Below are 23362 nucleotides of genomic sequence, written 5' to 3' on the forward strand. Positions count from 1 at the left end.
ACATAGGAGTTCGTTGCCCTTGCGGAAAAGGAATTTATGCTACATTAAACCGGCTTAACGACTCCCGCTGAATAGCCGCCGCCATAATCTCAGGAAACTGATCGGGCGTAGCTGCAAAAGTAGGGATGCCCATTTGGCCAAGTTGCTGAGCATGGCCATGATCATAGGCTCCAGCCCCTTCGTCGCTCAGTGCAAGTAGGCAGATGAATTGCAGTCCGGTCGCTTGTAGGCGTGCAATCCGCCGAAACATTTCGCTGACATTCCCGCCTTCAAATAAATCGCTAAGCAATACTATAATGGTGTCTCGCGGTCGGCTGACGAGCGGTTCTACGTAGGTCAGCGCACGATTAATATCGGTACCTCCTCCTAGTTGAGTAGCGAAAAGTAGCTCTACGGGGTCGGTCAGGTGTTCCGTAAGGTCAACAACATTGGTGTCAAAGGCGATCACCTGAGTTTTGATGCTGCGTAGGCTGGCCATGATACAGCTCAATACACCGGCATGAACCACACTTTCCGCCATCGATCCGCTTTGGTCAATCAATAAAATAAGGTGTCGTAGTTGTTGCTGCCGGCGAGCGTAGCCACGTAATTCTGCCGGGATGATACTCTTGTATTTCGGCTGGTAATGTTTGAGGTTCTTCAGGATGGTCTGTTTCCAGTCGATATCTCCGGGCCGTGGCCGTCGGGTGCGAGCGGCACGATGGAGACTGCCACGAATAGCTTGCAGCAAGGGCTGGCGGAGTCGCTTTTCCAACTCCTTTGTTACTTGTCGGACCAGCTGACGAGCGGTTTCCCGGCTTCGATCTGGCAATATTTTTGCTAAACTAAGCAGTGTGCCTACCAAATGGACATCTGGTTCTACGGCAGCTAGTAACTCCGGTTCCAGTAGCATTCGGTTGAGGCCCAACCGTTCGAGGGCATCTCTTTGCATAATTTGTACGACCGACCGGGGGAAGAAGCGACGAATATCGCCAAGCCATCGGTTGACGTTTGGGACAGAGTTTCCCAATCCGCCTTTTTTCTCACTGTCATAAAGTGCATCAAGGGTATTGCTCATTCCTTGGAGCTTCTCGCCCATTTCTACCTCTCCGTCGGGATCAGCTTTAGCGCCCAGGATGAGTCGCCATTTTTGCAAATGTTCAGGAGGGGTGCTCATTAAGATTGTACGGTCATTCCTTTGACTACTGCGGCTAATTCGGGCAAAAGATCAGGGCTTTCCTCCAGGCTATTGCCTACGACAATACAATCGGCACCTGCACTGAGCGCCATTGCGGCTTGCTCGGGATGACGAATTCCACCACCGACAATGAGAGGCAGGTCGTCGATTTCTTTACGCACAGCTTTGATCATGGTCGCGTTGACCGGATTTTTAGCACCACTACCAGCATCCAGGTAAATCAGGCGATGCCCGAGGTACTTACCTGCTAGTGCGGTTGCCTGAGCAATTTCTGGTTTGTTGGCCGGGATAGGCTGGGTATTACTCATGTAACCTACTGAACTGGTGGTACCACCGTCGATGTATAGATAGCCGGTAGGGATCACTTCTAGGTTGAGACGTTTGACTCGCGGAGCAGCCAGCACGTGTTGCCCAATGAGTAATTCCGGATTACGGCCCGAAATCATAGACAAAAATAAGAGTGCATCCGCCTGTGCCGACAGTTGGTAAATACTTCCAGGGAACAGGATGATCGGCAGTTTGGTATGTGCTCGCAGAAACGAAAGGTAATATTCGGCTTGCGTTTCATTGACGAGGCTTCCGCCCCAGAGGAAATAGTGGACGCCACCGCGTTCTGCCAGTTCACACAGCCGTGTGATCAGTTTGCGGTCGGTTTTATCAGGGTCGATTAGCACGGCTAATTGCTTCTCGCCCTTACGGCGAGCATCGAGGAGGGATGGGTAGATCATAGATTAGCCTTGTGTGTAGATTTAAGCTCTTAGCAAATATAGCAGAATCTATTCACTAACCAAGACCATCTTACTGGCATCATGCTTGGCAACAGTCATCAGGAATTCGCGAAAAGCTTCGTATGCTTCGGCCGAATGCTCTTGGTCATACATTTGATAGTTACGCTGTAGCGTTACCGTTCCTTCTGCTTCGCTAACCATCGTTTCATATCTTCCGAAAGGCGTCTCCAGCAACTGAGACTGTGGTAGGCTTTCGGTTTTATAACCACTTGGAAGATTAAAGGTGATCGTTGCTTCTTCGGTGTAGCCGTGGGAAATCATTACCGGATACTGGCGATTTTCCACAGCGTCGGGCACGTAAGTGCGAGGGCAGATCAGGTTCATGGGAACAAAAAGCCGCTTTCCTGCGCGGGAAGCGTAGCGATTGGCTGTAGCATTGAAAGAAAGAGTGTTTTGAGGAAGGTTGGGGTCATTAGCGATATTTACATCATTCAGACTCAGTGTGGGTAACTTGCCGATATTACGAATTTTATCTTCAATGTCTTTTGGCGAATAGGCGAATTGGTAATAGCGCCAATCTTCATGTGAGATGCCCCTCAAGAGTGCTTCGTATTGTAGGGTTGCACTTCCGTCGGCGGCGAGGTCGACGGTGAATTGTTCGTTAGCATTGTTTTCCGCTGTACTTAATTTTGGCGTCCGAGCCAGTTGGCCGCCCTCGGGTGTCACGAGGAGGACTTTGCGGTCATTACAAAACTCCCCAAGGTAACCGGGGGGATTGATGGAACTGGTACATTCCAGCCACATATCTTCGCTGGGCACATAAAGGATCGCGTGGTTGAATGCAGGGTCTACAAAGTCGTCTTCGACTTCATAAGGATGATGCCCGCCAGCCTTAACAATGACTGGATAACTTTCCACTCCAATTTCATGGAGCATGGCTTTCATATAATTACTCAGTGCTTTGCAATCGCCGTAACCACGTTCTTCCACGTATTCGGCGGTGAAAGGCTGCCAACCGCCGATACCCAGTTGTACGCTCACGTATCGCTTGTTTTCTTGCATAAGACGATAGAGGCGGGTAATTTTTTCTTTGGTATCCTCGGTATCAGCGGTAAGCTCACGGATTTGTTCTTTTAATTCGGTGGGCAATTGATCGCGATCGACCCAAAGTTGTTGTAAAAAGCCACCATAATCTTGCCAACTCTGCATACTGCCGCTGTAACCATCAATTTCAAATTTACTGGGACTGATGCGTAAAATGGGAATCTGGCGATGTACCGGGATGTCATAAGGCTCAAATTTAATAGCTGGAATGTTTTTGGCCTCCCAGCGGTAAACTTTTTCGGACTCCCTGTTCGTAATGGTAGGTTCCAGTTCCATGTTGTACAACTGATACTGGATGTCTAAATCGTCGGGAACAATAATTTCATAGGTAGAAGAGGTAACCGCAGAAGAAGCCCGATCCTGAAAGTACCAGTTTTGGCCTGCTGCGAAGCTTAGGCCTTTCAGCTTTTGGCGGTAGCTGAACTCTAGAATATATGGATACTCAGAGTGATTGAGCTCAATGTATTGGACGCGGTTTTCGGTATAAATACTTACCCCATCTACAGCTGCAACATCACGAATTTCAGATTTACGGACTTTTCGGATAGGAGTACCACTAAGGTCATAGATATCGGCATCAAGGTTCATGATTTTATTGTCCGGATCATAGAAAACAGCAAAGGCATTGGCTTTACTTTCTTTGTTGAGAATGATGATACGCTTCTTCTCTGAATAAATAGCCTCTGACGAGTTGATGATTTCCAGCTGGCCCTCGGATTCAATGATTTCGTTGGCATGTTCCAAAAGCGCTTTGTTATCCAACTGGGCTTGTAGCGATAGTTGGGTGAATGCCAGAAAAAGGAGGATAAGTAAGGTTCTCATGGGTTTTATTTTTACTCCATTGCACTGCAATGTCTGTGAGTTATTCTGTTTTTCTCAACACAATCTGTTCCTGCATTTTTTGCGCCAGTTGATCAAATAAATCTCTTAAGGCAGGATACTCCTCTGGAGAGAAAATCAATTGATCAATTTTTATTTTGTAAAGTAATTTTAAAACACCCTCCTTTTCTGCGGCCATAAACTGAACAGAGGCTGAACGATTGGGTAGATTTAGTAAAAGTCGTTCTGGGAGTTGTTCTACCGTATAGCCTTCTGGCAACTGGATATTATAAATAGACCGTTCCTCAAAAGGGTAAGAGAAGTCGACAGGATAAGTGCGTGCTTCTTTTTTGAAAGGATTTTCTCGAAAACTAGAGTACACAAGAGGGGAGAAATAAAGGAAATCTTCGTTTAAAAATCCGGCCTCTTCGACAGTGAATTTAGTGCTCGTTAATAAATCAATATTACTGTTCTGAGGTTCTACTACGGAAAAATCAGTAAGTTCAATAGTGGTTGGAAAATCATTGTTCCAGGCATTTTGGAAGTCTATTTTACTACCGATTTCATTTAATGTTAAACGGTAGTTTAATGCTTGGTAGCCATTGAAAGTGCTGTTTACTTCGCCATAGAGGGTGCCGTCGTCACTGAGTTGGGCTTCTATGTTTATGATTGATTGTGAGGTAGGCAAGAGAATGTCAATCCAGCGGGATTGTTCTTTCTCGTCGTGTACCAGAAAACCTTCATGATTTAATGCTTTGGGATTGATTATACCTGGGGCGAACAATGGGTTAGCAAAATCGATGAGTTTTCCCTTACCGTCTACCATTGCTAATATGACCACATAGTTGAATTGACGAAGCAAAGGAAAGGTGCGTGTCATTTGCCCGTGAGCGCGAGTAGATGAAATAACGGGGTAGGCCTCAATACCATAATGCCGTAATAGTGCCAATCCCGAAAACTGCACCGTTGCAAGGTTCGCTGTACTGGTATACATAGCATCGTCAGAAAAGTCGTTGGCAAAGATGCCGTAGTTGCTGTTCCATCGAATGTTTTCGGTGATGAATGTGAAGATTTGTTGTATTTGAGTGAGGTCATCAGCGTCAGCATTGACAACTGTTTCGCTAAGTTTTGCAAGCTTGTTATAACGGGTGCGTTGAAAGTAGGTTTTTCCAAATCCGTAGGATTCAAAAAGGTATTCTGCCAGATCGGGCCAGTCTCCAAAGTATTCGCGGGCACGGTTGTCTGAGATTTGCACCTGGGTCAGCTGTATTTGGAATAAGGGGCTGTAATCTTCCGGAGTAGTTATGTAGGGTTCGTCTTTTAATGCAGGAGCATTTTGTAAAGAAAAATTATAGCCATTACGACTTAAAGTCGTCCCTTTGGAGGTGTAGATATCTGTATCTGGTCCTAGTTGTTCCCGCTTGAAGTTATCGATTCCACGTAATAAACTAACAAAGCCCAAGTCTTTGCTGTGATTAAAGCGGTAGTCTGCCCTCATGATTGGGGTTTCTTCAAAAAATTGCCAATTAGGCATCAGTACCTTAGAAGACCGTAAGTCAGCGATGTATTCAATGATGCACCCCTTGGTAACATTTGGAAAGGCTATGGTTNCCTTTTTTACATCGTCGTCCTCTTTCGAGAAAAAGAAGTCTTTGTCTGTAAGTTCGGTGAAAGTGCCATCCGGAGCGATGACCCTAGCTTTGAGGCTTCTAATGACACCACCAATGCGTTTAAGGACGTTGTTGTCACTATAATAAAGATAGTAGTTCGTGTAGGTGTCGTCGTGGATCGCAGCTTCCTTTAGAATTTTGACCCTTTTATGGATAAGGTTGATCGAATTGTCGTTGTTTGTCCGTGAAGAGTTGACATCAATATCATCCTTTTGATAAAGAATAACAGCGGCAGCACTACTATCGTGAGGGCAATGCGTCATCTCCAATTCCTGATAAGGAATTAACGGCCACTCAAAAGATTGAGCCGACGAAACACACTGAATAAAAAAGGTGAAAAACACCCAGGAAATTAGGCGGAATAAAGTCATGGTAGCGCGAAAAAATTTAGAGAGAAAGAGAGAAAACTTAAATAATTGCACTAATTATAGCGAAAGATAATAACTTTTTTCCTGAGCTAAGGTTAACTTAGAGCTTGTTCGGAATTTTTTGTTGAGGTATTTTTTTTGCAAGAAAAACACCTCGGCAAACCCTTAATTAAGATCCACGTCTAATTCTAATGTTCTAGTATGAAAAAACAAACCACAATTTTGGTGGCCTTGTTGCTATGGTGCTGCGGTACCGTGCTGGCACAAGTTACCTTCCCGTACAATGGTGTAAAAGATCAGCGTGATGGCTGGTACGCTTTTACAAATGCTACGGTAATTCCCCAAGCGGGATCAGAAATAAAAAATGCTACCCTTGTTATCAAAGAAGGGCGTATTGTTAGTATCACACCGAATGGTAGTGTCCCTGAAGGCGCAGTAGAGGTAGATGCTGAGGGCAAATACATTTACCCTTCGCTCATTGATATGTATGCCGAATATGGCTTGCCTGAGGCGAAATCGGTAGGAGAACGCCCCCGCCAGCAACCCCAAATGTTATCAAACAAAGAGGGGGCTTATGGTTGGAACGAAGCACTGAAGCCAGAGTTTCGTGCTCACGAGTATTTCACGCCAGATGGAAAAGCCGCTAAAAACTTACGTGGCTTTGGCTTCGGAGTGGTGTCTTCACTTCAGCAAGATGGCATCAGTCGAGGATCATCGGTGGTCGTAAGCCTTGGTGAAGAACGGGCAAATGAGGTAATCATTAAGTCAGAAGGTGCTCATTATCTTTCTTTCAGTAAAGGAGTTTCCACACAGTCGTACCCCAATTCTCTGATGGGCGTCATGGCCTTGTTACGGCAAACGTATATCGACGCAGCGTGGTACCAAGATACAGATGAAGAAGGTACCAACCTATCACTGGAAGCTTGGAATGATGTGCAGGCGCTTCCTCAAATTTTTGCAGTCTCTGATTGGCAGGAAGTATTACGTGCACAAGTACTTGCCAAAGAATTTGGTAAAAAATATATCATCAAAGGATCAGGCGATGAATATCAGCGAATAGCAGAAATGAAACAGTCGGGTGCTACGTTCATCCTTCCACTTGATTTTCCGGATGCTTACGATGTTACCGATCCTTATGATGCGCACCAGTTGAGCCTTACTCAGCTTCGGCATTGGGAAATGGCGCCAACCAACCCTGCGAAAATGGCGGAAGCAGGCATCAAGTTTGCCATTACCGCTGACGGTCATAAAAAGAGCAGCGATTTCTTCGGCGCTTTGCGCAAAGCCATCGAAAGTGGCCTTTCTGAAGCAGACGCTCTGCGCGCGCTTACCGAAACTCCTGCCACATTATTGGGAATTTCCGAAGAAGCGGGTACGCTGGCTACAGGAAAGTGGGCAAACTTCCTGATCACTTCGGCGCCGCTTTTTGCTAAAGGAACGAAGATTCACCACAATTGGGTGCAAGGTAAGCCCCATGTGATGGATGCACTGCCTGCCCATGACCTTACGGGCGACTACACGCTGAAAGCAGGATCCCGCGCTTACAACATGACGGTAGGTGCAAAAGGAGCCAAAATAAAAATTGATGAAGAAACCGAGCTCGATGTAAAATACAGCGAGGACGGTGGGTTGATTACCTTGTCTTTCCCTCAGGACAAAGGTGCAGGTTTGATGCGCCTCAGCGGATTGGTAGACGGAGATATGTGGCGCGGCCGTGGCCAAGACCCAACGGGAGCCTGGATCAACTGGGAAGCTGAAAAGACTGGCGGCCAAGCTGCTGCCGAAGAAAAAGAAGGAAAGGAAACTGCAGCTACAGCTATGGTGAGCCAACAAACAGCGCCTTATGGTGCCTTTGGCTGGACCAGTCGCCCTCAAGCAGAAACGGTGATTATCCGTAATGCAACGCTTTGGACCAACGAAGAAAGTGGTATCCTGGAGAAGGCAGATATTATGCTGCAAAACGGCAAGATTGCACAAGTTGGCGGCAGTATTCGCGGCCCACGTGGAGCTATTGAAATTGATGGTGAAGGTATGCACGTTACACCTGGTATCATTGACGAACACAGCCATATTGCTATCAGTCGTGGTGTGAACGAAAGCTCACAGGAAAGTACTGCCGAAGTAAGCATTGCCGATGTAGTGGATGCTACAGATGTTGATATTTATCGACAGTTGTCTGGCGGTGTTACGACTTCTCAGTTATTGCACGGTTCTGCAAACCCTATTGGCGGCCAGTCGGCGTTGATTAAGCTGCGTTGGGGCTATACGCCGGAAGAGATGAAATTTGCCGGTGCTCCCGGGTTTATCAAATTTGCGTTGGGGGAAAATGTAAAGCAGTCTAACCGGAGTAATTCTTATGGCATCCGTTATCCGCAAACCCGTATGGGGGTAGAGCAGGTTTTTGAAAACTACTTTACAGAAGCTCGCGCGTATGGTGAAGCCATTGATCGGGGTGAGAAAGTACGCCGCGATTTGGAATTAGAAACCCTCTTGGAGATCCTGAATGGCGAGCGCTTTATTACCTGCCATTCTTACCAGCAAGGCGAGATCAATATGCTCTTGAAGGTAGCGGATCGCTTTGGCTTCCGCGTGAATACCTTTACACACATTCTGGAAGGTTACAAAGTGGCCGACAAGATGGCGGAGCATGGCGCCGGTGGTTCTTCTTTCTCTGATTGGTGGGCATACAAGTTTGAGGTCGTTGATGCGATCCCCTACAACGGTGCTATCATGCACGAGCAAGGCGTGACAGTAGCGTTCAATTCTGATGATGCAGAAATGGCTCGTCGCTTGAATCAGGAAGCAGCAAAAGCTGTTCTTTTTGGTGGCGTTTCTGAAGAAGAAGCCCTGAAGTTTGTAACGCTTAACCCCGCAAAGCTGCTGCATATTGACGATAAAGTGGGTAGCCTGAAAGTAGGTAAAGACGCTGATATTGTAATTTGGACAGATAATCCACTATCCGTTTATGCCCGTGCGAAGCACACCTACGTAGATGGTATCAAGTTCTATGATATGGACGAAGACGTAACCCGTCGGGCCGCTCTACAAGACGAACGCAATGCCTTGATCCAAAAAATGCTGGATGCAAAAGAAGGTGGTGCCAAAACCCAGCCTGCTAAAGGCCGTGGACAACGCCATTACCACTGTGATACGGAAGACGACGAGGGACGATAGTCGTTGTGTTACGTCCACATTAATCAAGACATCAGCGTCTATCCAGCATTGTTTAAAAATAAAAAATCATGCAATTAAAACATATATTCTTACTGTTCGCCACGCTGCTGAGCAGTTTGCTAATGGCCCAGCCCCCCGTGCCGGGAGCAGTACAAGCCAAACCCATCGCCATCGTTGGCGGCACTGCCCATTTAGGCAATGGGGAAGTGATTGAGAACGCCCTGGTCACCTTTGATCAAGGGAAAATTACCAGAGTTGATCGTGCTTCTGCTAAAGTGGATTTAAGTGATCATGAAGTAGTCGATGGTACGGGAAAACACATATACCCCGGCCTGATTGCTCCCAATACCCAGCTTGGTATTGTAGAGATTGCGGCAGTAAGTGCCACCCGTGATAACGCAGAAACGGGATATCTGAATCCCAATGCTCGTTCGCTGGTAGCCTATAATACCGACTCGCAGGTTACACCAACAGTACGTTCTCGTGGTGTGCTTTTTGCCCAGGTTACCCCTCAGGGAGGTGCTCTTTCCGGACAATCGAGTATCGTACAATTGGATGCCTGGAACTGGGAGGATGCTGCTGTACTGGCAGATGATGGCCATCACCTAAACTGGCCTCGTCGTCGTAGCTATAGCTGGCGGCAAGGAACCTGGACCAAAAACGAGCGCTATGCTGAACAAGTTCAAAGTGTAGAGGACTTCCTTCGCCAGGCACAAGCTTATTGCGCTGGTGCTGACCGGGAACCTAATCTTCGTTTAGCTTCAGCTTGTGGATTGTTTAATGGAAAGCAGCGCTTGTTTGTCCACGCCAACTTGGCAAAGGATATTGAACAGGCCATTCTTTTAGGCAAGAAATTTGACCTTGACCTAGTGATCGTCGGTGGTGAAGAAAGCTATCTGGTAACGGAGTTACTGAGGGAATACAAGGTGCCTGTTGTCCTGGGGCCTACTCACGCTTTACCCGGTACCCTGGATAGTGATGTAGATCAGCCTTTTAAAACACCTGCTGCATTACATGAAGCAGGCGTACAGTTTTGCTTGAGCAACGAGGGATTCTGGCAGCAGCGCAACCTTCCTTTTCAGGCAGGAACAGCCGTAGCTTATGGTTTGCCTTATGAGAAGGCTATTCAAGCGCTTACGCTGGATGCCGCTAGTATTCTGGGTGTTGCAGATCGTATTGGATCATTAGAAGTAGGCAAGGATGCGTCCTTAATTATTACCTCTGGTGATGTATTGGACATGCGCACCAGTGTCGTAGAACATGCGTTTATCGACGGCCGAAAGGTAGACCTGGATAACAAGCAGGATCAACTGTATCGCCGTTTTCAGACGAAGTACCAGCGACAAAAGTAGAAAAACTCGCTTTTAATCTTTTCAAGTCTTATATTTGTTATAATAGGTTTGGTTCTCTTGAGCCAAACCTATTATGTTTTTAAACAGTGAATTCAAAAGAGCAATGAATAGGCTCTATTAGCGGGATACGGATGATAGAAGAAATAACAACAACAGAGGAAGAGGAAGAAAAGAAGCTGATTCAGAATGCGTACCGGCACTTGCTGCGTTCTATCAAGTCTGATATGGACGAGACGGACCAGAAGAATATCCGGGGAGCGTATGAATTGGCGGTAGAAGCACATGCTGCTCAACGCCGAAAGTCGGGAGAGCCTTATATTCTCCACCCAATCGCAGTAGCACGGATTTGTGCAGAAGAGATCGGCTTGGGTCCTACTGCTATTGTAGCGGCTTTACTTCATGATGTAGTAGAAGATACGGACATCACACTGACGGATTTACAAGACCAGTTTGGTCCGCAGATCACCAAAATGGTAGACGGCCTCACCAAACTAGATGGTGCTTATAACTCCGATAGCCCGCAAGCCGAGAATTTCAAAAAGGTACTTAGTACACTGGTTGAAGATGTGCGCATCGTGCTCATAAAAATGGCCGATCGCCTGCACAATATGCGTACCCTGGGGGCTATGCCTCCGCACAAGCAGTTGAAAATTGCTGCCGAAACCAGTTATATCTACGCGCCCTTGGCTCATCGTCTGGGCTTATATGCTTTCCGTACAGAATTTCTTGATCTGTGTATGAAGATCACGGATGCGGAAGACTATTTTTCTATTGCTCAAAAGCTACAGGAAACTAAAAGTAGCCGGGAGGCCTACATTGAGTCCTTCATAGCTCCGCTCAAAGGACAACTTGACGAAATAGGTATCAAATACCGGATTTTTGGCCGCGCGAAATCAATTTATTCTATTTGGAATAAGTTGAAAAACAAGGATGTCGCTTTTGAAGAGATTTATGACCTTTTTGCGGTCAGGATAATTTTGGATGTGCCACCAAAGAAGGAGAAATTATACTGCTGGCAGACGTACAGTATCGTTACCGATGTACATAAACCCATTACGGAGCGCCTGAAAGATTGGATAACGACGCCCAAGGCCAATGGTTACGAGTCGTTGCATACTACAGTGGTGGGTCCTGCCGGGCGTTTTGTAGAAGTTCAAATTCGCTCGGAGCGGATGGACGAAATCGCAGAACGAGGGTTTGCTGCACACTGGAAGTACAAGGGCGTGAATAATTCGGATGATGTATTCGAACGGTGGTTGGATAGTGTACGGGAAATACTAGAGGACCCCGAGGACACCCCCGTAGAGTTTCTGGATAGTTTCAAGTCGAATAGTCTTTTTAACGAGGAAGTATATGTTTACACGCCTAAAGGAGATCCACGGGTTTTGCCGAAAGGCGCAACGGCATTAGACTTTGCTTTTAGTATCCACTCGGATGTTGGCTATCACTGCACGGCCATCAAAATCGACAATCAGATTGTCCCGATGGGGCGGATGCTGAAAAATGGCGACCGAATAGAGGTTGTCACCAGTAACAATCAGAAACCTTCAGAGAGCTGGCTCAAGCTGGTGACTACCGGGAAGGCTAAAGCCAAGATACGCTCTGCCATGAAGGAAGAGCGCCGTCGTAAAGGTGAACTTGGCCGGGAAGCATTAGAGCGAAAGTTCAAAAACCTGCGGATACAGTCCTATGAAGATGCGATGGAGACGCTGGTAAAACACTACAAGCTAAACAGTCATGTAGATCTTTACTTCGCCATCGCAATGAATAGTATTACGGTTACCGAAATTTTCAAAAAGTTCAAACCGGATCATGGCAAGCTTAAACTGGTAGAACTACCTCCGGTAGAAGTGCCGAAGAAAGAAGTTGTCGTCATTAAGCGCCCTCGTAAAGATACTGGTAGCCATCCGCGGCTTATGATCAACGGGGAACCCGGAGATCAGTATGATTACGCCTTGGCAACCTGCTGTAACCCGGTGCAAGGGGATAAGATATTTGCTTATCTTACAGCCAATGCAGGTTTGAAAATTCACCGTATCAATTGCCCGAATGCAACTAACCTGATGGTCAATTATGGTTATCGGATCATGAAAGCAGATTGGTCCAGTGATATGCCACAGACGAATTTTGTGACGAAGCTTAAAATCACGGGTATTGATGATGGCCCCGGAGTAATCGAGCGACTGACGCATCAGATTTCTCTAATGGGCTTGAATATCCGCTCACTTAATATTGCGGGTACAGAAGGTTTCTTCGAGTCAGAGCTAAGTCTTATTGTTGCGAATACCGACCAACTGAATCAGGCAACCAGGGCGTTGAAAAACTTGTCGAACATCTCAACTGTTACTAGAGTAGAGTAGACTTGTTCTGCTGGGGCAGATAAGGCGCGATTTATCCCCGAAATGATCCCCGCAGAACAGGTCTAATAAAAAGAATTATGACGAAAGAGAACGATAGAAGAGATATTATTGAAGCAGTAAAGAACATTTTTTCCTCTCACCTGGAAAAAAATGGCTTGCGTAAAACCCCGGAACGCTACGCGATCCTGGAAGAGATTTATAAGCGCACCGATCATTTCGATGCGGAAGCGCTCTATATTCACATGAAGACCCAAAATTATCGGGTAAGCCGGGCGACCGTTTACAATACCCTCGAGTTGTTGGTGAATTGTGATTTAGTGACCAAGCACCAGTTTGGTAAAAATTTGGCGCAGTATGAGAAGTCTTACGGCTTCAAACAGCATGATCACCTTATTTGTGTGGACTGTGGAAAAGTGCTCGAATTTTGTGACCCACGTATTCAGCAAATTAAAACCATGATGGGCGATCTATTGCAGTTTAATATAACGCATCACTCTCTTAACCTGTACGGTGAGTGCCAAGGGGCTTGTGAAAAGACCCGCCAACTGGAAAATACTACGAATAAAGTGGAAGAAGTTCGCTAATTTTGCGGCATGGACCAAGTCTATGAACTCAGACAGTCAGGCCGCATTAACGTGCTACGGGTACATAACCTGTTGAGTGAATTTGCCAACCGGGAAATTCTAAGCACGGCCCAAGGCTGTATTGATGATGGTTTCAATAGGTTTGTCGTCGATTTAGAAGGGGTGCCTTATACCAACAGTGTTGGCCTTAATTTTTTGATTACCCTTCAGTCGCGTTGTCAAGATCAGGGTGGTTCCATTGTGATCGTCAACGTTTCCAAAAAAATAATTCAGTTGTTGGAGATTACTAAACTCCAGCCTTTATTTCACTTAACAGATTCAGTAGACGAAGCACTTCGGTTGCTGAATGAGGCATGAGCCAGGTAGCACGCCCCAAAAAGGAGTGCTTTTCTTAGTTTGCGCCCGCAAAATTGAATGCACCGCATGACGGTAGATGTACTACTCGGCCTCCAATGGGGCGATGAAGGGAAAGGCAAAATTGTTGATTACCTGGCGCCGCGTTACGATATCATAGCCCGCTTTCAAGGGGGGCCTAATGCTGGCCATACGCTGGTTTTTGAAGGGAAGAAGCACGTACTTCATACCGTCCCTTCCGGAATCTTTCGAGAAGCTCAGCTCAATCTTATAGGTAATGGCGTCGTCATTGATCCGATTACGTTGGGCCGGGAACTTGACGAGCTGACGGAGGCAGGTGTAGAGTACCACGATCGGCTATTGGTGGCGCGTAAAGCTCACCTGATTCTACCTACCCATCGCTACCTCGATAAAGCAAGCGAAGCTGCAAAGGGAAAGGCCAAGATTGGCTCTACCTTAAAAGGAATCGGACCTACCTATATGGATAAAACCGGCCGGAATGGTCTGCGTGTAGGAGATTTAGAAGCTGCTGATTTTGCGGATCGCTACGCCGTGTTGAAGGCCAAACACCTGGAGCTGCTAAAAATTTACCCGGAAGTAGAATTCGACTTGGCAGCAGAAGAAGAAAAATGGCACTTAGCCATTGAACGCCTGCGGAAGTTGCGTCTGGTGGATGGCGAGTATTATATTAATAATGCCCTCAAATCAGGGAAGCGTATTCTTGCGGAAGGTGCACAAGGCTCTATGCTGGATATTGACTACGGTACTTATCCTTTTGTTACTTCTTCTAATACAATTACGGCTGGTGTTTGTACTGGCTTAGGGGTAAGTCCCCAAAAAATTGGCGAAGTAATCGGTATCACTAAGGCCTACTGTACACGCGTCGGTTCCGGACCATTCCCTACCGAACTGTTTGATGACATGGGCGAGTTTCTGCGTAAGGAAGGTGCTGAGTTTGGCGCTACAACCGGCCGGCCACGTCGTTGTGGTTGGGTAGATTTGCCTCAGCTGAGGTATACCATCATGCTTAATGGAGTGACCCAGCTAGTCGTTACAAAAATTGACGTACTGAACAAGTTGCCAGAAATTAAAGCAGCTACTGCTTACGAAATGGACGGTCAGGAGACAGATCAACTGCCTTTTGATCTTTGCGATGATACCTGCAAGCCGGTCTATGAATCTTTCCCAGGATGGGAAGGTGATTTGGAGCGTGTAGCCACCTATGGTATGCTGCCCGAGGCTGCTCAAGGGTTCATCACAGAAATGGAAGAACGACTTAAAGTACCAGTAACAATGGTGTCTACCGGGCCAGGTAGAAGACAGTTGTTAGAGAAAATACAAGGATAAAATAACAGAAGAATGCTGCAAGTTCCTATCTATCTGACAGTATTCTTTGTGTTAATTACTTTTACAACCACAGCCTTGTTTTGGTGGGTTTTAAAAGTGAGCAAAAACGCTGAGCACCAGCCAAAATGGAGCCGCCTTTTTTTAGGAGGGAGCTTCCTTTGGCTGGGGCTACAAGCGTTTTTGTCTTTTCAGGGCACTTATTATGAACACCTGGATGCGCTCCCTCCACGCATTGCGATTTTGGGATTGATTCCGCCGCTGATGCTTATTGTTACCCTGTTTTTACTGCCCAACGGCAAGCGATTTATAGACAGCCTGCCGCTGCCGTCGCTGACGATGCTTCATGTGATCAGGATACCCGTAGAGCTGGTATTATACGGCTTGTTTCTGGCGGGCACTATTCCCGAGTTGATGACCTTTGCAGGTCGGAATTTCGATATTCTTGCAGGGCTCACCGCACCATTGATTGTCTATGTCGGTTGGCGGCCCTCCTTTCGACGAAACTTGTTGATTGGGTGGAATGTGGTCAGTCTGGCACTCTTGTTGAATATCGTAATTCATGCGCTACTGGCGGCCCCCTTTCCTTTACAGCAGCTTGCTTTTGATCAGCCTAATATCGCTGTGTTGTATTTTCCCTTTAGTTGGTTGCCTACTTATGTGGTGCCGGTGGTATTGTTTTGTCACTTGGCGGCGTTACGGAAGTTGTATTAAATTTCAATATCGCTACCTTTAGCGGATAAACAAGTAAAACTACAATGGAGCAAACCCCATCTATTCGCCTAAGTGTGTTGGAAGATCACGAAGTGGAAGCTGCTGTCCAAGAACTTTTTGGAAGCGCAAGCCTGTTAGCGAGCATGAAGACCTTCATGCCCACAGAGCTGTATGAAGAGCTGCTTAGGGCTAAAGATGAGGTGAAAAGTACCCTTGATTTTCAGGAGAAAATGATGTTGGTGTTTCTGCGATTTGTACGCGAATTGAGTATTACCGAACTGACGAATAGCGGCCTCGAACAACTTGACCCATCCCAGAAGTACCTATTCATCTCTAATCACAGAGACATTGGCTTGGATTCGGCATATCTCAATAAAGCACTCTTTGAAGCAGGTTTTACGACCACTCAAATTGCCATAGGAGATAATTTGATGACCCACCGCTTGGCCGAATTGATTTTTCGGATCAATAAAAGTTTTGCAGTAGTACGCTCAGGTAGCCCTCGAGAGTTGTACCAGCACTCGGTGAGGATGTCTACCTATATTCACGAGATGGTCCACACAGGAAAGGATTCGATTTGGATCGCCCAACGGGAGGGCCGCTCCAAAGATGGTAATGACCGTACCCAAATTGGGATGCTAAAAATGCTCAGCCTTAGCAAGCAAGATGATTTGATTGATCATTTTGAAGAACTGAACATCGTACCGGTATCAATCTCCTATGAATACGACCCTACAGGCTTGGTGAAAACACTCAGTCATCTGCGAAAGCTAAATGATCCTGAATTTAAAAAATCTTTCACCGAAGATATCCAGCATATCTTACTTGGAATCAAAGGTCAAAAAGGGCACGTTCATTTCCATTTTGGCAAACCGATAAATTCGCGCTTACAACCCCTTCGAGCGCTAGATAACGCCAAGAAACAGCTGGAAGAACTGGTGGCCCTCCTGGATAAGTCTATTCACAATAATTACCGCCTGCATCCTATCAATTATATAGCGTGCGATTTGTTGCAAGGTGGTCAAAAGTACAAGTCCTACTACACGTCAGCAGAGCTGCGGGAGGTCAATGTTTTCTTCGAAAAACAGCTTGCGCTGCTTCCTTCCGATCAAATTGAAGATGGCCGTAAGTACCTACTGGGGATTTATGCCAATCCGGTTTGGAATAGGGAAGGGTAAAGTTAGAAGGCACTTTCAAAGTGCCTTCTAACTTTTTTTACATAAAACCATTTGCCCTGCCATGAAAAATCTACCCTTCTTACTGATCATTGCATTACTTGCGTCCTTTTCCTGCGAAAATCCTGCCCCTACCGATTTAAATAAAGCCGCACTAATCCCTTTTCCTAAAGAAATCTTTCCTACTCACGAACGATTTTGCTTGCAAAACGGCACTGTGATCCATGTGCAGGAGCACCTTCTTCCCTTTGCGGAAGCTATGGGGGAAACGCTAGCGGCAGCCACTAATCTGGACATTGTTGTTGAAAAAGGGGATGTCACAAGCGGCCCCAGCCACATCTATCTGGAATTACTGGGTGATGATATGGATGACGAGGGGCCAGAATCTTATGAACTGAATATTAAGAAAAAGAAAATCTACCTGGTCAGTAAGTCCGAGGCCGGCCTTTTTCGGGGCCTTCAGACACTGCTGCAGCTGTTGCCTACTACACCCACGGAGGACAATCACTGGGTCGTTGCCTCAGGGGTGATCACCGATGCGCCGCAGTATGACTATCGCGGGGCCATGCTCGATGTATCGCGTCATTTCTTTGGTGTAGACGATGTCAAGCGTTTTATTGACCTCATTGCTTTGTGTAAAATCAATTACCTCCATTTGCATTTAGCAGATGATCAAGGCTGGCGCATTGAAATAAAATCGTGGCCCAACCTCACTACCCACGGCGGTAGTACCCAGGTAGGTGGCGGATCGGGCGGCTATTACACCCAGAACGACTATCAGGAAATAGTGCGTTATGCGGAAAGCCGCTACGTGACTATCGTACCGGAAATCGATATGCCGGGCCATACAAATGCTGCATTAGCCTCTTATCCGGAGTTAAATTGCAATGGAGTATCTCCCGAGTTGTACACCGGTACGGAAGTAGGGTTCAGTACCCTTTGTACCTCCAAAGAAATTGTCTATCAATTTGTAGATGATGTAGTACGCGAGATTGCTGCCATGACACCCGGCCCTTATTTTCACATCGGCGGCGACGAATCACATGTAACTGCACTGGAAGATTATATCCCCTTCATCGAACGTGTGCAAGATATTGTTACCAAATACGACAAGCAGGTGATCGGATGGGATGAAATCTCCCACGCGGAGCTGCGGGAAGATGGCGTAGTACAATACTGGGCGATGGCCGAAAATGCGCTGCGCGGAGTAGCGCAAGGAACCAAGGTTTTACTCTCTCCGGCACATAAAGTATACCTGGATATGCAGTACGATTCTACTACAGAGTTAGGCCTGCATTGGGCAGCATATATTGAGTTGGATAGTGCCTATTTGTGGTCGCCGGAAACACTGGTGCCAGGTATTGGCAAAGAAAATATCCTTGGCATTGAGTCACCCCTCTGGACGGAAACCATCACCAATATGGATGAGATCGAATACATGGCCTTTCCACGTTTATTGGCCCATGCAGAGTTGAGTTGGTCACCAGCTGAGGCTCGTAATTGGGACCATTTTTCAGACCGACTAGTACGTTATGCGGAACACTTAAAGCAATTGGATATCGATTATTATGCTTCTCCGGTTATAACCTGGGAATAGAAGGCAAGTCTAATTATTTGGGGCCATGCCTTCTCCCGTCCCGACTTTTCTAGTCGGGACGGGATCGGCACCAGGCTATCCAGTCGCTACTGCTCCTTTTTATCCTTGTGTCCTCCTCCTCCTCCTCCTCCTCCGTGCGGCGTGCTACAGCCTACGGCTTGCGCACTGCTTTAGGCCGATGAGTAGGGCCAAGGAAGCACGTTTCTCGTATGAATTTGATCTTGGGCTTATCTCGCCCGTCACTAAGTGGTTTAGCTACGCTGATCGTCCTTCTAGTCCTCAGAGTTCAACGCAGTCAGAGCTAAAAAGGACAGATGGAAGTTTCCCATATCACATAGTAACGGGTATCGTTGCAAAATGGTCAAACAATAAAAAGGGTAGAAGAACAGACCTTGAAAATTAGGCTATCCCTCTACCCCTTTAATAATCATCTTTCTACCATTTGCCCTGAGGCAAATAGGTTACGCCTTGATAAAGCGCTTTGTAATCACTTGCTTGCCATCATTACTGCGCAGGAAATAAGTTCCGGCAGGTAAATTAGCAACATCAACGGTAGTGCGCACCTGATCGGCGCTGATAATGCGCTGATAAAGTACTTGGCCATTGAGGTCAACAATCGTTAATTCGATGTTCTCATTACTCACACTGTTTGTAGTGAGTGCTACCTGCAATTGATCTACAGCAGGATTAGGGAATAATTGCACCTCTAATATTGCTGGACCTTCCGTTACGGCATTGCTTTGCGGAATATTTGGTGCAAAACCTTCCGTACGGTTTACCGTAATAAAAATGTCTGATAGGTTGAAACAACCATCACTCAAAGCTACTTCGGCTGCATTATCACCCACAACGGCGATGATATTGCCGGTGTAAGCCAATCCCCAAACGCGGCAAATACCAGCAGGAGCATCTTCGAAATCCGCAGAATCACCGCTTGGTAAACCTAGTATGATGTTGTTTTCATCTGTAATAACGTAAGTGAAGTTCTCACCAACAGCAGCAGTGTTGACAAACTGGATAATATCTGCCTCACCATCTCCTACCGTTACGGTTACATTCGTTTCGCCATCAATGGTGCTTACCATACCACCGTTTACAGCAGTTCTTTCTACTGCAATTGGGTTCGATAAATCGAAGCAGCCTTGTAGGTCCGATGCATTTAAGCCTACTTCTGCACCTATAAGTCCGTCTTCGAAACTCAAGTGCCAAACCAGGCACGTCCCTTCGCCTGCGCCATCAAAATCTACGGCACTGGGCATTGGCGGTAAGCCTAGAATATTCCCTTGGTCATCGGTTACGACCCAAGCGGAGTTGCCGCCACTATTACCTATTAGCGTGATAGCTCCTTCTTCGATCATATCTGCTACGCCATCACTTACACAGAAGCTGAATGGACCACCTTCAAGCATGCCACCATCTGGCTGGTTACGATTCACGGTAATTGGATTAGAAAGGCTGAAGCAACCTTGTAGGTCCGCCGCGTTCAAGCCTACTTCTGCCCCTACAAGTCCGTCTTCGAAACTCAAGTGCCACACGAGGCAAGTACCTGCGCCCGCACCATCAAAATCTACCGCACTCGGCATTGGTGGTAAGCCCAGAATGTTTCCTTGGTCATCAGTTACGACCCATGCAGAGTTGGTGCCCGAGTTGCCTGTTAGGGTAATTGATCCTGGTTCCAACATATCAGCTACGCCATCACCTACACAGAAGGTAAATGGTCCGCCTTCAAGCGTTCCGCCCTCTGGCTGATTGCGATTTACACTAATAGGATTAGAAAGGTCGAAGCAACCTTCTAAGTCTGTGGCATTCAATCCCACTTCAGCCCCTACAAGTCCATCTTCGAAGCTGAGGTGCCACACGAGACAAGTACCTGCGCCAGCGCCGTCAAAATCTACAGCGCTAGGGGTAGGAGGTAGGCCGAGGATATTACCTTGTTCATCGGTTACCACCCACGCAGAGTTAGTACCACTATTACCTGTAAGAGTAATTGCATCTTCCGGAAGGTTGTCCACAATGTCGTCGCCTACACAGAAGGTGAAAGGTCCACCGGTAAGGAAACCACCGTTGCTGTTACAAAGGTTGTCACAATCTGCTCCTTCTACTCTGTTAATAGTAATAGGATTAGAAAGGTCGAAACAGCCTTCTAAGTCCGCTGCGTTCAAACCTACTTCAGCCCCTACAAGTCCGTCTTCGAAGCTGAGGTGCCACACGAGGCAAGTGCCAGCGCCTGCATCATCAAAATCTACGGCACTCGGCATTGGTGGTAAGCCTAAGATGTTACCTTGATCATCAGTTACAACCCATGCAGAGTTGGCTCCTGAGTTACCTGTTAGGGTAATTGATCCTGGTTCTAGCATGTCTGCTACACCATCTCCTACGCAAAACTCGTATACGCCCCCTTCGAGTGTACCACCGTCTGGCTGATTACGATTTACGCTAATCGGGTTAGAAAGGTCGAAGCAACCTTCTAGGTCTGCTGCATTTAAGCCTACTTCTGCACCTACAAGTCCGTCTTCGAAGCTGAGGTGCCACACGAGGCAAGTACCTGCGCCAGCGCCGTCAAAGTCTACGGCACTTGGCATAGGTGGTAAGCCTAAGATATTACCTTGATCATCGGTTACGACCCAAGCAGAGTTGGTTCCTGAGTTACCGGTAAGGGTAATCGCCCCTGGTTCCAACATGTCAGCCACACCATCGCCTACACAGAAGGTAAATGGTCCGCCTTCAAGGGTACCACCGTCTGGCTGATTACGATCTACGCTAATAGGATTAGAAAGATCGAAGCAACCTTCTAAGTCCGCTGCATTTAATCCTACTTCTGCTCCTACAAGTCCGTCTTCGAAACTGAGGTGCCACACGAGGCAAGTACCTGCGCCAGCGCCGTCAAAGTCTACGGCACTTGGCATAGGTGGTAAGCCTAAGATGTTACCTTGATCATCGGTTACGACCCAAGCAGAGTTGGTTCCTGAGTTTCCTGTTAGGGTAATCGCTCCTGGTTCCAGCATATCAGCTACACCGTCGCCTACACAGAAGGTAAATGGTCCGCCTTCAAGGGTGCCACCGTCTGGCTGATTACGATTTACGCTAATCGGATTAGAAAGGTCGAAGCAACCTTCTAGGTCTGCTGCATTTAAGCCTACTTCTGCTCCTACAAGTCCGTCTTCAAAGCTGAGGTGCCACACGAGACAAGTACCTGCGCCAGCGCCATCAAAATCTACGGCGCTAGGCATTGGCGGTAAGCCTAGAATATTCCCTTGGTCATCGGTTACGACCCAAGCGGAGTTGGTGCCTGTATTTCCAGTAAGGGTAATAGACCCTGGTGCTAGCATGTCGGCCACGCCATCACCTACACAGAATTCGTATACGCCGCCTTCAAGTGTACCGCCGTTCGGTTGGATACGATTTACACTGATTGGGTTAGATAGATCGAAGCAGCCTTCTAAGTCAGCGGCATTTAAACCCACCTCTGCACCTACAAGTCCGTCCTCAAAGCTGAGGTGCCATACGAGGCAAGTGTCTACACCGGCGCCGTCAAAGTCTACGGCACTCGGCATTGGCGGTAAGCCTAGAATATTACCTTGATCATCAGTTACGACCCAAGCAGAGTTGGTTCCTGAGTTTCCGGTAAGGGTAATAGATCCAGGTTCTAGCATGTCAGCTACACCGTCGCCTACACAGAAAGTAAATGGTCCGCCTTCGAGGGTACCACCATCCGGTTGGTTGCGATTTACGCTAATTGGGTTAGATAGATCGAAGCAGCCTTCTAAGTCAGCGGCGTTCAACCCCACCTCTGCACCTACAAGTCCGTCTTCAAAGCTGAGGTGCCAGATGAGGCAAGTACCTACACCCGCACCATCAAAATCTACGGCACTCGGTATTGGTGGCAAGCCTAAAATATTACCTTGATCATCGGTTACGACCCAAGCAGAGTTTGTTCCTGCGTTTCCGGTAAGTGTAATAGATCCAGGTTCTAGCATGTCAGCTACACCGTCGCCTACACAGAAGTTGAAAGGCCCGCCCGCAAGCATTCCGCCTTCCTGACCGCCATTACTGTCTATCTCTATAAAGTTAGCAGATAGGGAGTAGCAGCCAGAAGCCAGTTCTGTTTGACCAAGTATATCACCTACTTCGGCAGTGATTGAACCAATAAGGCTAAAGGTGTAAACCCGTAGGCCATCGCCCAGCCCCGAGAAGTCAATTGTATTGGCGTAGTCAATGTGAACGATAACATCATCGGCATTGATAACGACAAAAGCATGAGGCAAGCCCGCTGGTTTGCCTTTGAAACGAATGAGGATGGGCTCACTGCCATCATCACAAAAAGAAGCCTCGTAGCCAGGGGCTACGCTGATTTGTCCTGGAAAGCAAGGGAATTGAGCTTGGACACTCCATGAAAGGAGCATAGCGAATCCCATGAATAGTAGTCTTGAAAACATCATTTTGAGGTTTGGTGAAATTATAATGGTGTAATTTTGCACAGAACGGAGCATAGGTCTGGCTCGCGAATACTCGACGGAAGTAAGTATGCGTAGACTCTTTGTATGTCCAATAAATATTTAGATCAGGTGTAGAAAGAGGATCAGAACTGAAAAAGCTTCCCGAACCATTTCTTTCTTGCTGCGAAATAAGCGTATAGCTATCACAGAAGTATCACAGTAACCTTGCTATAGTATAACATGGTTACAATCACCGGGGAAATGTAGGTATTGCCGTATTATTTTAGGCTTTTTTGTCGTTCGCAAAACAAAGTTCTAGGAAAAGGTAGATTATTAATGCTTTGCCTAATTATTATCGTTGAAACGAGAAAAACCTTACTTTTGTGGTGCCCAAATTTCAGGTTTT

The 23362-nt window shown here is 46.9% G+C and carries 14 protein-coding genes; 9 read left to right on the plus strand and 5 right to left on the minus strand.

The annotated features are described in order from the left end of the window. Window positions 1–34: 34 nt before the first annotated feature. Genes A3EU_RS0121815 through A3EU_RS0121830 form a run of 4 tightly spaced genes read right to left on the minus strand, consistent with a single transcriptional unit; the run spans window position 35 to window position 5869 of the window. Window positions 35–1156 (minus strand): VWA domain-containing protein, encoded by a 1122-nt coding sequence (locus tag A3EU_RS0121815; RefSeq protein WP_020538330.1) that lies wholly within the window; start codon window positions 1154–1156, stop codon window positions 35–37. Further along, on the minus strand, window positions 1156–1905 hold the full coding sequence (locus tag A3EU_RS0121820) for a phosphoglycerol geranylgeranyltransferase (RefSeq protein WP_020538331.1): 750 nt from the start codon (window positions 1903–1905) through the stop codon (window positions 1156–1158). Before A3EU_RS0121820 ends, A3EU_RS0121815 begins: the two co-directional genes overlap by 1 nt. A gap of 48 nt (window positions 1906–1953) precedes the next feature. After that, window positions 1954–3831, minus strand: coding sequence for a DUF3857 domain-containing protein (locus A3EU_RS0121825; RefSeq protein WP_020538332.1), 1878 nt, complete (start codon window positions 3829–3831; stop codon window positions 1954–1956). Window positions 3832–3871: 40 nt separating this feature from the next. Next, the gene (locus A3EU_RS0121830) at window positions 3872–5869 is read right to left on the minus strand and encodes a DUF3857 domain-containing protein (RefSeq protein WP_020538333.1); all 1998 of its coding nucleotides are present in this window, start codon (window positions 5867–5869) and stop codon (window positions 3872–3874) included. 198 nt (window positions 5870–6067) lie between these two features. Between A3EU_RS0121830 and A3EU_RS0121835 the strand changes: the two genes are divergently transcribed. From A3EU_RS0121835 to A3EU_RS0121875, 9 genes are all read left to right on the plus strand, one after another. Next, the gene (locus A3EU_RS0121835) at window positions 6068–9040 is read left to right on the plus strand and encodes an amidohydrolase family protein (RefSeq protein ID WP_020538334.1); all 2973 of its coding nucleotides are present in this window, start codon (window positions 6068–6070) and stop codon (window positions 9038–9040) included. A gap of 68 nt (window positions 9041–9108) precedes the next feature. Next, window positions 9109–10392, plus strand: coding sequence for an amidohydrolase family protein (locus A3EU_RS0121840; RefSeq protein WP_020538335.1), 1284 nt, complete (start codon window positions 9109–9111; stop codon window positions 10390–10392). A gap of 131 nt (window positions 10393–10523) precedes the next feature. After that, on the plus strand, window positions 10524–12752 hold the full coding sequence (locus A3EU_RS0121845; protein ID WP_020538336.1) for a RelA/SpoT family protein: 2229 nt from the start codon (window positions 10524–10526) through the stop codon (window positions 12750–12752). Between the two features lie 77 nt (window positions 12753–12829). Then, the gene (locus A3EU_RS0121850; RefSeq protein ID WP_020538337.1) at window positions 12830–13336 is read left to right on the plus strand and encodes a Fur family transcriptional regulator; all 507 of its coding nucleotides are present in this window, start codon (window positions 12830–12832) and stop codon (window positions 13334–13336) included. 9 nt (window positions 13337–13345) lie between these two features. Next, a complete protein-coding gene (locus tag A3EU_RS0121855) occupies window positions 13346–13693 on the plus strand; it encodes an STAS domain-containing protein (RefSeq protein ID WP_020538338.1) in 348 nt (115 codons plus the stop codon). Window positions 13694–13759: 66 nt separating this feature from the next. Then, complete coding sequence (locus tag A3EU_RS0121860; protein ID WP_020538339.1) at window positions 13760–15037, plus strand: adenylosuccinate synthase; 1278 nt, start codon at window positions 13760–13762, stop codon at window positions 15035–15037. A gap of 12 nt (window positions 15038–15049) precedes the next feature. Further along, window positions 15050–15748 (plus strand): hypothetical protein, encoded by a 699-nt coding sequence (locus A3EU_RS0121865; protein ID WP_020538340.1) that lies wholly within the window; start codon window positions 15050–15052, stop codon window positions 15746–15748. 44 nt (window positions 15749–15792) lie between these two features. Next, window positions 15793–16926 carry a 1-acyl-sn-glycerol-3-phosphate acyltransferase gene (locus tag A3EU_RS0121870; RefSeq protein WP_020538341.1) on the plus strand — a complete coding sequence of 378 codons (1134 nt, stop codon included), beginning with the start codon at window positions 15793–15795 and terminating at the stop codon, window positions 16924–16926. Window positions 16927–16987: 61 nt separating this feature from the next. After that, a complete protein-coding gene (locus tag A3EU_RS0121875; protein WP_020538342.1) occupies window positions 16988–18520 on the plus strand; it encodes a family 20 glycosylhydrolase in 1533 nt (510 codons plus the stop codon). A 461-nt stretch (window positions 18521–18981) separates the two neighbouring features. On the opposite strand, the gene A3EU_RS33175 is transcribed toward A3EU_RS0121875, so the two are convergent. Next, entirely contained in the window at window positions 18982–22935 is a 3954-nt protein-coding gene (locus tag A3EU_RS33175; protein ID WP_020538343.1) for a T9SS type A sorting domain-containing protein, read from the minus strand. Window positions 22936–23362 lie beyond the last annotated feature (427 nt).

The sequence above is a fragment of the Lewinella cohaerens DSM 23179 genome, from assembly GCF_000379805.1.
GTDB lineage: Bacteria > Bacteroidota > Bacteroidia > Chitinophagales > Saprospiraceae > Lewinella > Lewinella cohaerens.